The organism is Pseudomonas sp. Marseille-QA0332, assembly GCF_054950175.1.
On sequence record NZ_CM143106.1, the window covers coordinates 445,659 to 457,473 of the forward strand.

Annotated in this window: 11 protein-coding genes; 3 read left to right on the plus strand and 8 right to left on the minus strand. The window is 67.2% G+C overall.

All coding sequences use genetic code 11. The annotated features are described in order from the left end of the window. Positions 1–10: 10 nt before the first annotated feature. The 3 genes from dnaX to recR all read left to right on the plus strand — a co-directional run bounded on the left by dnaX (position 11) and on the right by recR (position 3,136). Positions 11–2,047 carry a DNA polymerase III subunit gamma/tau gene (dnaX, locus tag ACY8GK_RS02100; RefSeq protein WP_462402134.1) on the plus strand — a complete coding sequence of 679 codons (2,037 nt, stop codon included), beginning with the start codon at positions 11–13 and terminating at the stop codon, positions 2,045–2,047. Positions 2,048–2,110: 63 nt separating this feature from the next. Then, positions 2,111–2,437 (plus strand): YbaB/EbfC family nucleoid-associated protein, encoded by a 327-nt coding sequence (locus tag ACY8GK_RS02105; protein ID WP_196176443.1) that lies wholly within the window; start codon positions 2,111–2,113, stop codon positions 2,435–2,437. A 96-nt stretch (positions 2,438–2,533) separates the two neighbouring features. Then, positions 2,534–3,136, plus strand: coding sequence for a recombination mediator RecR (recR, locus tag ACY8GK_RS02110; RefSeq protein WP_196176440.1), 603 nt, complete (start codon positions 2,534–2,536; stop codon positions 3,134–3,136). Between the two features lie 200 nt (positions 3,137–3,336). On the opposite strand, the gene ACY8GK_RS02115 is transcribed toward recR, so the two are convergent. The 8 genes from ACY8GK_RS02115 to ccoG form a co-directional block, all read right to left on the minus strand. Beyond that, on the minus strand, positions 3,337–3,885 hold the full coding sequence (locus ACY8GK_RS02115; RefSeq protein ID WP_462402135.1) for an adenine phosphoribosyltransferase: 549 nt from the start codon (positions 3,883–3,885) through the stop codon (positions 3,337–3,339). 53 nt (positions 3,886–3,938) lie between these two features. Beyond that, positions 3,939–4,673, minus strand: a complete 735-nt coding sequence (gene fnrA, locus ACY8GK_RS02120; RefSeq protein ID WP_196176436.1) for a Crp/Fnr family transcriptional regulator FnrA — start codon at positions 4,671–4,673, stop codon at positions 3,939–3,941. Positions 4,674–4,797: 124 nt separating this feature from the next. After that, positions 4,798–6,180 carry an oxygen-independent coproporphyrinogen III oxidase gene (gene hemN / locus ACY8GK_RS02125; RefSeq protein WP_462402136.1) on the minus strand — a complete coding sequence of 461 codons (1,383 nt, stop codon included), beginning with the start codon at positions 6,178–6,180 and terminating at the stop codon, positions 4,798–4,800. An 83-nt stretch (positions 6,181–6,263) separates the two neighbouring features. After that, positions 6,264–6,944 (minus strand): sulfite exporter TauE/SafE family protein, encoded by a 681-nt coding sequence (locus ACY8GK_RS02130; protein WP_196176432.1) that lies wholly within the window; start codon positions 6,942–6,944, stop codon positions 6,264–6,266. Continuing rightward, positions 6,937–7,149 carry a cbb3-type cytochrome oxidase assembly protein CcoS gene (ccoS, locus tag ACY8GK_RS02135; RefSeq protein ID WP_196176430.1) on the minus strand — a complete coding sequence of 71 codons (213 nt, stop codon included), beginning with the start codon at positions 7,147–7,149 and terminating at the stop codon, positions 6,937–6,939. Before ccoS ends, ACY8GK_RS02130 begins: the two co-directional genes overlap by 8 nt. 14 nt (positions 7,150–7,163) lie before the next feature. After that, positions 7,164–9,614, minus strand: a complete 2,451-nt coding sequence (locus tag ACY8GK_RS02140) for a heavy metal translocating P-type ATPase (RefSeq protein WP_462402137.1) — start codon at positions 9,612–9,614, stop codon at positions 7,164–7,166. Positions 9,615–9,690: 76 nt separating this feature from the next. After that, on the minus strand, positions 9,691–10,221 hold the full coding sequence (locus ACY8GK_RS02145; RefSeq protein WP_462402138.1) for a FixH family protein: 531 nt from the start codon (positions 10,219–10,221) through the stop codon (positions 9,691–9,693). An 11-nt stretch (positions 10,222–10,232) separates the two neighbouring features. Next, the gene (gene ccoG, locus ACY8GK_RS02150) at positions 10,233–11,645 is read right to left on the minus strand and encodes a cytochrome c oxidase accessory protein CcoG (RefSeq protein WP_196176423.1); all 1,413 of its coding nucleotides are present in this window, start codon (positions 11,643–11,645) and stop codon (positions 10,233–10,235) included. Positions 11,646–11,815: the final 170 nt, after the last annotated feature.

Sequence of the window (11,815 nt, forward strand, 5' to 3'; positions counted from 1 at the left end):
ACGGTTTTCCATGAGTTATCAGGTTCTTGCACGTAAATGGCGTCCGCGCTCGTTCCGCGAAATGGTCGGCCAGACGCACGTGCTCAAGGCGCTGATCAATGCCCTGGACAACCAGCGACTGCACCACGCCTACCTGTTCACCGGCACCCGCGGGGTGGGCAAGACCACCATCGCGCGGATCATCGCCAAGTGCCTGAACTGCGAGACCGGCATCACCTCGACCCCCTGCGGTGTCTGCTCGGTGTGCCGGGAAATCGACGAAGGCCGCTTCGTCGACCTGATCGAGATCGACGCCGCCAGCCGCACCAAGGTCGAGGACACCCGCGAGCTGCTCGACAACGTGCAGTACGCGCCGAGCCGTGGGCGCTTCAAGGTGTACCTGATCGACGAGGTGCACATGCTCTCGACGCACTCCTTCAACGCTTTGCTCAAGACGCTGGAAGAGCCGCCGCCCCACGTCAAGTTCATCCTCGCCACCACCGACCCGCAGAAGCTGCCGGCGACCATCCTGTCCCGCTGCCTGCAGTTCTCGCTCAAGAACATGAGCCCGGAGCGCGTGGTCGAGCATCTGAGCCATGTGCTCGAGGCCGAGAACGTGCCGTTCGAGCCCGATGCCCTGTGGCTGCTGGGCCGGGCCGCGGACGGCTCCATGCGCGATGCCATGAGCCTGACCGACCAGGCGATCGCCTTCGGCGAGGGCAAGGTCCTGGCCGCCGATGTGCGGGCGATGCTTGGCACGCTGGACCACGGCCAGGTCTACGAGGTCCTCCAGGCCCTGCTCGAAGGCGATGCGCGTGGCCTGCTCGAGGCGGTCCGCAACCTGGCCGAGCAGGGCCCGGACTGGAGCGGCGTGCTCGCGGAAATGCTCAACGTGCTGCACCGTGTGGCGATCGCCCAGGCGCTGCCCGAGGCGATCGACAACGGCCAGGGCGATCGCGAGCGGGTGCTGGCGCTGGCTGGCGCCCTGCCTGCCGAGGACGTGCAGTTCTATTACCAGATGGGCTTGATCGGGCGCCGCGACCTGCCGCTGGCACCGGATCCGCGTGGCGGCTTCGAGATGGTCCTGCTGCGCATGCTGGCCTTCCGCCCGGCCGATACCGACGATGCGCCGCCGCCGAGGCTAAAGACGCAAGGGATCAGCCAGGCCACAGCTGATTCCGCCGCAGCGGTGGCCGTTGCGGGGGCGAGCACCGCGCAGGTACCGGCTCCGGCCACGGCGGGCGTAGCCGCTGCGTCGGTCGAGCCAGCCCCAGCCGAGGCTCAGGTGCCATCCGGGCCGGCATCAGCCCCGGCGGCCGAGCCGGTGGCGGCAGCTCCGTCGATCAGCCCGCCCTGGGAGGATGCGCCGGCACCGGTTGCCGAGCAGGCACCGCCCAAGCCTGTCGCCGACACGCCACCGCGTCCGCTCGCCACTGCGGTGCCCGCCAGCGCGGGGCATGATGACGAGCCGCCCTTCGACCCGAACGCCTATGGTTCGGCCGGCGCGGTGCGTGACGACGAGCCAGCGTCGGATGACGACTACGACTTTCCGTCCGACACCGGGCCGATGGGCTTCAGTTACCTGGACGAACTGGCCGAGCACGTCCATGAGGCCGAGCCTGCCGAAGTGTCCGAACCAGCGCCTGCCGCTCATCCGGCCACGGGCCTGGCCCTGCAATGGCTGGAATTATTCCCTCGGTTGCCTATCTCAGGGATGACAGGCAACATCGCCGCCAACTGTAGTCTCGTTGCTGTGGAGGGTGATGAATGGCTGTTGCACCTGGATCCAGCCCAGGGCGCGCTGTTCAACGCGACCCAGCAACGACGCCTGAACGAGGCCCTGGACCAGCACCTGGGCCGCAGCCTGCGCCTGAGGATCGAGCTGGTCCGGCCCGAGCAGGAGACCCCGGCCCAGGCCGCCGCCCGCAAGCGCGCCGAGCGTCAGCGCGAAGCCGAGGTGTCGATCGAGACTGACCCGCTCGTCCAGCAGATGGTCCGCCAGTTTGGCGCGACGGTCCGGCCGGACAGTATCGAACCTGTAGAGGCCCTGGCCAGCCAGGGCGATTGAACGGACAACCCGTGCGGCCTGGCCAGCCTGGCCGCATCACATGACACAACCGAGGTGTTCCCCATGATGAAAGGTGGCATGGCCGGCCTGATGAAGCAGGCCCAGCAGATGCAGGAAAAGATGGCCAAGATGCAGGAAGAACTGGCCAATGCGGAAGTGACCGGGCAGTCCGGTGCCGGCCTGGTCAGCGTGGTGATGACCGGTCGCCACGACGTCAAGCGCATCAGCCTTGACGACAGCCTGATGCAGGAAGACAAGGAAGTGCTCGAGGACCTGATCGCCGCCGCCGTCAACGACGCGGTGCGCAAGGTCGAGCAGAACAGCCAGGAGAAGATGGGCAGCATGACGGCCGGCATGCAGCTTCCGCCAGGCTTCAAGATGCCGTTCTGACCGGTATCCGGCTTCAGGATCGGTGGGGGCAACGGTCGCTCGGTCGTTGCTCCCATTTTCGTTGTGCCCCCTCTGGATTACCGACAGGTCTGCCCCATGAGCTTCAGTCCCCTCATTCGCCAACTGATCGATGCCTTGCGCACCTTGCCCGGCGTCGGCCAGAAAACCGCCCAGCGCATGGCGCTGCAGTTGCTCGAGCGTGACCGCAGTGGCGGGGTGCGCCTGGCCCAGGCCCTGAGCCAGGCGATGGAGGGCGTCGGCCACTGCCGGCAGTGCCGGACCCTGACCGAACAGGAGCTGTGCCCGCAATGCGCCGATCCGCGCCGCGACGATACCCAGCTGTGCGTGGTGGAAGGGCCGATGGACGTGTACGCGGTCGAGCAGACCGGCTATCGCGGTCGCTATTTCGTGCTCAAGGGGCATCTTTCGCCGCTCGACGGCCTTGGCCCTGATGCCATTGGCGTGCCGCAACTGATGGCGCGGGTCGAAGAGCAGGGCACCTTCAGCGAGGTGATCCTGGCGACCAACCCCACGGTCGAGGGCGAAGCCACCGCGCACTACATCGCCCAGCTGTTGATCGACAAAGGGTTGACCGTCTCGCGAATCGCCCACGGCGTGCCGCTTGGCGGCGAGCTGGAGCTGGTGGACGGTGGGACCCTGGCCCACGCATTCGCCGGGCGCCGGCCGATTTCGTTCTGAGCGTTTCGCGGCCATCGAGACTGTGCTGCAGGTTTATGGCCGTGCGCTTCCAGCATCATCGCTGAGGGCTTGCGGGCCGTGCTTGCAGCACCGGCGGTGGATATTTGCCGGGCCGTTCCTGCGCCGGCCTGCAAGCATCCACCGCTGGTCCTGGAGGCTCGGTAGCCTCCCACGGAGGCCGCTGCGCCTGCGGGAAACGCTCAATACTCGCTCAAGGAAAACTCGGTCAGGCAGAAGGTCGGCACCCCGGCCGCCTGTAGCCGGCGCGAGCCGTCCAGCTCCGGCAGGTCGATGATCGCGGCGGCTTCGAACACCTGCGCACCGGTACGGCGCACCAGGTTGGCGGCGGCCAGCAGGGTGCCGCCAGTGGCGATCAGGTCATCGAAGATCAGCACCGAGTCACCTTCGCACAGGCTGTCGGCATGCACTTCCAGGAAGGCCTCGCCATATTCGGTCTGGTAACCCTCGGACAATACATCGGCGGGCAGCTTGCCTTGCTTGCGGAACAGGATCAGCGGCTTGTTGAGCTGGTGGGCGATGATCGCGCCGATCAGGAAACCGCGCGCATCCATCGCGCCAATATGGCTGAACTCGGCCTCGACATAGCGCTCGACGAACTGATCGGTGACATGGCGCAACCCGCGCGGTGACTGGAACAGCGGCGTGATGTCGCGAAAGATCACGCCCGGCTTGGGAAAGTCCGGCACTGGACGGATCAGGGTCTTGAGGTCGAAGGCGTCGCTGTGCATGAGGCAGGTATCCTGGAAAACGAATGCGCCAGTATACCTGCTGGGCAAGCCTTTCAGGCGTCCATCGAGCCGCCAGCCAGCGCGCACAGCTGGATCGGATCGAGAATATGCACCTCCTTGCCCTCGGCCTTGAGCAGGCCGTTCTGCTGGAAGCGGGTGAAGACCCGCGACACGGTCTCGACCGCAAGGCCCAGGTAGTTGCCGATCTCGTTGCGCGACATGCTCAGGCGGAACTGGTTGGCCGAATAGCCACGGGCGCGGAAACGGGCCGAAAGGTTGACCAGGAAGGTGGCGATCCGCTCGTCGGCGGTCTTCTTGGACAGCAGCAGCATCATCTGCTGGTCGTCACGGATCTCCCGGCTCATCACCCGCATCAGCTGGCGACGCAGCTGTGGCAGCTGCACCGAAAGCTCGTCGAGACGCTCGAAGGGGATCTCGCAGACCGAAGTGGTTTCCTGGGCCTGAGCCGAAACCGGGTAGGTCTCGGTGTCCATGCCGGACAGGCCGACCAGCTCGCTGGGCAGGTGGAAGCCGGTGATCTGCTCCTCGCCGCCGTCGCTCAGGCTGAAGGTCTTCAGGGCGCCTGAGCGCACGGCATAGACCGAGCCGAAATCATCCCCCTGGCGGAACAGGAATTCGCCTTTCTTCAGCGGACGACCGCGTTTGACGATTTCATCCAGCGCGTCCATGTCCTCGAGATTGAGCGACAGGGGCAGGCACAGGGGGGCCAGGCTGCAATCCTTGCAGTGGGCCTGACCGTGGGGGCGCAGTTTGACTGGCTCGGGCATTGTCTTCGATCCTTGTGAGAAAGCACACATCGGCCGTAAGGGTAACCTACGGCCAGGCTGTAGGCCAGCTTGCAAGGCATGTGCGGCTGGCCGATGCCGGTGGTGAGGAGGGCGGGGCAGCGGGTCAGATCACCCGGGAAAAGCGCTGCCGGTTGCCGAAATCCAGATAGGCGTCGAAGACCATGCACACCGAACGCACCAGCAGCCTGCCGGCCGGCAGGACCTGGATGCCGTGGTCGTCGAGCCGGATCAGACCGTCGCGGTGCATGCTCTGCAAGGCCGGCCACTGGGCCTTGAAGTAGCCCCGAAAGTCGATGGCGTTGCACTGCTCGAAGCTGTCGAAGTCCAGCCGGAAATGACAGATCAGTTGCTGGATCACCGCCCGGCGCAGCCGATCGTCCTGGCTGCACAGCACGCCACGCTGGGTCGCCAGCTGGCCGGCCGCGAGCGTGTCCTGATACTGGGCCAGGTCGCTGCTGTTCTGGCAGTACAGATCGCCGATCTGGCTGATCGCCGAAACCCCGAGGCCAACCAGGTCGCAATGCCCGTGCGTGGTATAGCCCTGGAAGTTGCGCTGCAAGGTGCCTTCTTCCTGGGCGATGGCCAGCTCATCGTCGGGCAGCGCGAAATGATCCATGCCGATGTAGCGGTAACCTGCGGCGGTCAGTTGCTCGATACTGGCCTGGAGCATTTCCAGCTTGGCCGAGGCCGCGGGCAGCTCGTTGCCATCGATGCGCCGTTGGGGCAGGAAGCGCTCCGGCAAATGGGCGTAGTTGAACACCGACAGGCGATCCGGTTGCAGCTGGATGATCTCTTCCACCGTCCTGGCGAAGCTCTCCGGCGTCTGCCGTGGCAGGCCGTAGATCAGGTCGAGGTTGATCGAGCGGAACTGCAAGGTCCGCGCGGCCTCGATCAGCGTGCGGGTCTGCTCCAGGCTCTGCAGGCGATTGACGGCCCGCTGCACGGCCGGGTCGAGGTCCTGCACGCCTAGGCTGACCCGGTTGAAGCCCAGTTCGCGCAGCAGCCCCATGGTCGACCAGTCGGCCTCGCGCGGGTCGATCTCGATGCCGTAGTCGCCGGAGTCGTCGTCCAGCAGGTTGAAGTGCTGGCGCAGGCTGGCCATCAGGCCACGCAGCTCGACATGGCTGAGAAAGGTCGGCGTGCCGCCGCCGAAATGCAGCTGCTCGACGCGCTGGGCTGGGTCCAGGTGGCAGGCGAGCAGCCGGATTTCCTGTTCCAGGCGCTGCAGATAGGGCTGGGCGCGGGCACGGTCCTTGGTGATGACCTTGTTGCAGGCGCAGTAGTAGCAGATGTTGGCGCAGAACGGCACGTGGACATACAGCGACAGCGGCCCTACCGCACGGCGACTCTCGCGCAGGGCATGCAGCAGGTCGAACGAGCCGACGCCGGCATGCAGCTGGACCGCGGTCGGGTAGGACGTGTAGCGAGGCCCGGCCAGGTCATAGCGACGGATCAGGTCGCGATCCCAGCGAATATCGTCGAGCATGGGGTGGTCCTCGGAGAGAGAGCAGCAATGCCGGCAGTCTAGGGCGTCTGTAGGACGCTACCTTGACTTGCATCAACCCCGGTTCAGTGTCCCATCAGCCAGTGCCGATGCGGGCCAGGCAGACTCCACAGGCCCAGCGCCATCACCAGCAGCCCGCCGGCCACTCGCCATTGGCGCTGGCGTAACAGATCGTTTAGGCGTTTGGCGGCCAGGCCGGTCAGCAGCAGGACTGGCCAGGTACCCACGCCGAAAGCCAGCATCAGCGCGGCGCCTTGCCAGGCACTGCCCTGGCTCGCCGACCACAGCAAGGTGCTGTACACCAGGCCGCACGGCAACCAGCCCCAGAGTGCGCCAAGCAGCAAGGCGCGTGGCGCGCCAGTCACCGGCAGCAGGCGCAGGGCCAGCGGCTGGAGCTGGCGCCACAGGCCGCGGCCGAGGCGCTCGAGATGGGTCAGCCCGCTCCACCAGCCGGCCAGGTACGCGCCCATGGCCACCAGCAGCAGGGCCGCGACCAGGCGCATGGCCGCGGCCAGCGGACCGCTCAGCAGCCAGCCCAGCGAGCCCAGCAGCAGGCCGGCGAGCGCATAGCTGCAGACCCGGCCGAGGTTGTAGGCCAGCAGCAGGCGCAGGCGTCTGGCGCGTTGCTCGGGCGCGATGGCCAGGGTCAGTGCGCCCATCAGCCCGCCGCACATGCCCAGGCAATGACCGCTGCCCAGCAGGCCAAGGACCAGCGCGGCGCCCAGCAGCGGCAGCAGCTCAGGCACGGGGAGCCCGATCCTGGGTGGCTGCCTCGCGTGCCGATGCCTCCAGCGCGGCCTGGTGCCGAGGGTCCTGATCGTCGAACAGGATGCTGTGCGCCGGGCTGTCGAGGTCGTCGTACTGCCCGCTGTCCACCGCCCAGAAGAATACCCACACGGCGATGCCGACCAGGAGCAGGGCGGCAGGGATCATCACGTACAAGGCAGGCATGCAGGGCTCCTCGATCAGGTGGTGGCAGCGCGGGTCGCCGCGCTGGCGCTGGCGCTGGCAGCGTGGCGTGGCCGGGCCAGGCGCAAGGCATTGAGCACCACGATCAGCGAACTGATGGACATGCCCAGCGCCGCCCATACGGGGGTGATCCAGCCAAGCGCGGCGAGCGGTAGCATCAGGCCATTGTACAGCGTCGCCCAGAGCAGGTTCTGCAGGATGACGCGGCGTGTGGCGCGCGCCACTTCGAAGGCCTGCACCAGACTCTGCAGACGGTTGGACAACAGGACCGCATCGGCGCTGGTCTTGCTCAGGTCGGTGGCCGAGCCCATGGCGATGCCGATGTCGGCGGCGGCCAGCATGGGCGCGTCGTTGACCCCGTCACCGAGCACCAGCACCTTGCGACCCTGCTGGCGCAACGCCTCGAGCCGGGCCAGCTTGTCGGCCGGGCACAGGCCGCCGAAGGCCTGGTCGATGCCCAGCTGGCTCGCCACTTGCGCCACCATCGGCGAGCTGTCGCCGGACAGCAGCAGGCTATGCCAGCCAAGCGCCCGGCAAGCGGCAAGCAGCTCGGGCGCATCGCCGCGCACACGGTCGTCCAGGCCGAACCAGGCTAGCGCGCCTTGCCGATCGCCCAGCAACAGCCATTGCCCGCTCACGGCGGGCGGGCGAGGCACCGCGGTGCCGCTCAGACCGCAGACGAAACCCGGCTCGCCGATGCGCAGGCGCCTGCCGTCGACGCTGCCTTCGAGTCCCCGGCCCGGTATGCCGAGCAGGTCGTCGACCGGCTGCATGGCCTGGCCGAAGGCACTGGCGATCGGGTGTTCGGAGCCGTGCTCGAGCGCGGCGGCCAGCGCCAGGCAGTGGGCGCTGGGCATCGCGCCCAGCGGTTGCATGCTGCGCAGCACCAGTCGACCCTCGGTGAGGGTGCCGGTCTTGTCGAAGACCACCGTGTCGATCTGGCCCAGCCCTTCCAGCACGTGGCCGCGGGTCAGCAGCAGCCCCAGCTTGTGCAGGGTTCCGGTGGCGGTCGTCAGGGCGGTGGGCGTGGCCAGCGAGAGGGCGCAGGGACAGGTCGCGACCAGCATGGCCAGGACCACCCAGAAGGCTCGGGACGGGTCCAGTTGCCACCAGCAAAGACCGATCACGGCCGCCGCGAGCAGGCTGCAGGGCAAGAACAGCTGGGCGGCACGGTCGGCCAGTCGGGCCAGGCGCGGTTTCTGCGACTGGGCGCGCTCGAGCAGGCGGACGATGGCCGAGAGGCGACTGTCCTGGCCCAGCGCCAGCACTTCCAGGGTCAGGCTGCTTTCCACGTTCAGGGTACCGGCGGTGAGCGCGTCGCCGCAGCCTTTCGCTACCGGCAGGTATTCGCCCGTCAGCAGCGATTCATCCAGGCTCGAACGCCCCGCGACGATCCGCCCGTCGGCCGGTACCACCGCGCCTGGCGGTACCAGTACCTGATCGCCCCGGCGCAGTTGCCTGAGCAGGATGCGTTCGGCCAAGCCATCCGGCCCAAGCCGCAGGCACGAGGCCGGCAGCAGGTTGACCAGCTGCGCGGTCGCTGCGGCGGTGCGCTGGCGGGCACGCCGTTCCAGGTAGCGGCCGGTCAGCAGCAACAGTGCGAACATGCCCACGGTGTCGAAATACAGCTCCCCGCTACCGCTGACGGCGGTCCATATCCCGGCCGCGTAGGCCAGGCCGATGGCCAGCGCGACCGACACATCCATGCTCAGGCGGCGGCTACGCAGATTGCGGGCCGCGCCCTTGAAGAACGGCGCGCAGCTGTAGAACACGATCGGCGTGGTCAGGAACAGCGCCAGCCAGTGCAGGATGGTGCGCATCTCGGCAGACAGGTCGATGTCGAATTCTGGCCAGGTCGCCATGGTCGCCATCATCGCCTGGAACCACAGCAGGCCGGCCACGCCCAGCCGGCGCAGGGCCGAGCGGTTCTCCTGGGCCAGGCGCTCGGCGGCCTGGTCCGGCTGGTACGGGTGAGCGGCATAGCCGATCCGGCGCAGTTCGCCCAGCAGCCGTGAGAGCGGCAGTTGATCTTGCGCCCAGCTGACCTGCAGACGGTGGCTGGACAGGTTGAAGTGGACCTCGGCCACCCCCGGCAGGCTGCCCAGGCGCCGTTCGATCAGCCAGCCACAGGCCGCGCAGCTGACCCCCTCGACCAGCAGCGTGGCTTCGTCCAGGTCGTGCGCGCGGTGCACGAACGAGGCCTGAACGTCGGCGCGATCGTAGAGCGCCAGCTCATCATGCAGCTGCCGAGGCAGGGTCTCGGGGTTGACGCTGGTTTCGCTGCGGTGCTGATAGTAGTGCGCCAGCCCTCCGGCGACGATCGCCTCGGCCACTGCCTGGCAGCCCGGGCAGCAGAACGCCCGTGGCTGCTCCAGCACCACGACGCTGAAGCGGCTGCCGGGCGGGACGGGCAGGGCGCAGTGGTAGCAGGGAGTGGGTTCGGTCATTGACTGGGGCGCCTTCCTCGATGTGGGTGCCTGTTGTTGGGGCCGCTTCGTCACTGGGCGTGTCATGCCATGCGCGTCACTCTCGGCGTCCCGCCCCTTGCAAGACCTCGTCGCCCAGTTGCAGGGTCAGGTCATGGCCAACCTGCTCTTGTTCGAACAGCCGCCACGTCCGGCCCTGCTCGACCCCGAGCAGCTCGACGAAGCGCCGCCCCTCGACCTTGTCGGGCAACTGGCCGACATAGCGATCATCCCCGCCGTGCTTGAGCAGTACCTTGCGGTCCCTGTGCGGCTGGGTCGGCGAGATCAGGTTCAGCTCGAGCGAGGCGGGGCGGCTCTCGCCGCTCAGGCGCAGCTCGACTTCGCCGGTGAGCTCGTCCAGGCGCAGGCTGGCCTGGAGCCCGAGGGCCTGTGCCAGCCGCTCGCGCTCGAGGGCACGGTTGATACCCTTACCGGCTTCGTAGTAGTTGTCGGTGACCAGGTTGTCCGGGTTGTTCACGGCGATGACCACCATGCTCAGGCTCAGGCAGACCGAAGTCGCCAGGATGCCGATGATGATCCAGGGCCAGGGCTGCCTGTGCCAGGGGCTATGGGGCGTTTGCATGGGCATGGCGAAGACTCTCAGCGAACGTGCGGGCCGATGAAGCGGCTGTGGGCTTGTACCTCGGTAGCGCCGTCATCGGCGTCCTTGAGGATGAACGTGACGTCGTTGCTGGACGATGGCAGCGCCTGCGGTGCCATCGACAGCCGTACCGCCAGGCTGGCGCTGTCGCCGGCGGCGACCCTGACCTCGCGCGCGCCCTCCAGCTGCAAGCCGGCCAGGCCGCTCGCCTCGAGCAGGTAGACATGGTCGTGCTGGTCCTTGTTCAGGACCTTGAGGGCGTACACGTTCTCGATCCTGCCCTGGGCGTTCTCGCGGTATAGCACCCGGTCCTTGCTGACATCGAAGCCGACCAGCGAGCGGGTGGCGAAGGCCGTGGCCAACAAGCCGATCATCAACAGCAGCACCGCCGCGTAGCCGATCAGTCGCGGGCGCAGCAGGTGGGTGCGTTGGCCCGACAGGTTGTGCTCGGTGGTGTAGCTGACCAGCCCCCTGGAGTAGCCCATCTTGTCCATGACCGCGTCGCAGGCATCGATGCACGCGGCGCAGCCGATGCACTCGATCTGCAGGCCGTCGCGGATGTCGATGCCGGTCGGGCACACCTGTACGCACAAGGTGCAATCGATGCAGTCGCCCAGGCCCCTGGCCTTGTGGTCGCTGTCCTTGCGGCGCGGGCCGCGGGCCTCGCCGCGACGTGAATCGTAGGAGACGATCAAGGTATCCTGGTCGAACATCACGCTCTGGAAGCGCGCATAGGGGCACATGTAGATGCACACCTGCTCGCGCAGCCAACCGGCATTGGCGTAGGTCGCCAGGGTGAAGAAGCCGACCCAGAAATAGGCCCAGCCACCGGCCTGACCGCTGAAGAAGTCTGGCACCAGCTCGCGAATCGGCGAGAAGTAGCCGACGAAGGTCATGCCGGTGACGAAGCCGATCAGCAACCAGAGGCCGTGCTTGGCGCTCTTGCGCAGGGTCTTGGCGAGGCTGGCGGGCGCCTTGTCCAGCTTGATGCGCTGGTTGCGGTCGCCCTCGGTGAGCTTTTCGCACCACATGAAGATCCAGGTCCATACGCTTTGCGGGCAGGCGTAGCCGCACCAGACGCGCCCGGCGAACACCGTGATGAAGAACAGCCCGAAGGCAGCCACGATGAGCAGGCCCGACAAGAGGATGAAGTCCTGTGGCCAGATGGTCACGCCGAAGATATAGAACTTGCGCTCGGGCAGGTTCCACCACACCGCCTGGTGCCCATCCCAGTGCAGCCACACGGTGGCGAAGTACAGCAGCAGCAACAACGCCCCGCCGCCCATGCGCAGGCGGCGAAACAGGCCGGTGAAGGCGCGGGTGTGGATCTTCCTGCGGGCACTGTAGAGGTCGATGGCCTCGTTCGCCTGGCTGGCTGAAGTCACCTGCTGAACCGGTATCTGCTTGCTCATCATCGAGTCCCACGGCAGTGGCGAAGTGCGCCTGGCCAGTGCGTGCCGGGCGCGGTCAGGGGCGGGCGGCTGGCGCTGCGCGGTGGCATGATACGCCGGCAAAGCACCCTTGGAGCACGCTGCGACCTTTGGCCGCGTTGGTTGCACAGGGTTTTTCGTGTAGCGCTGGA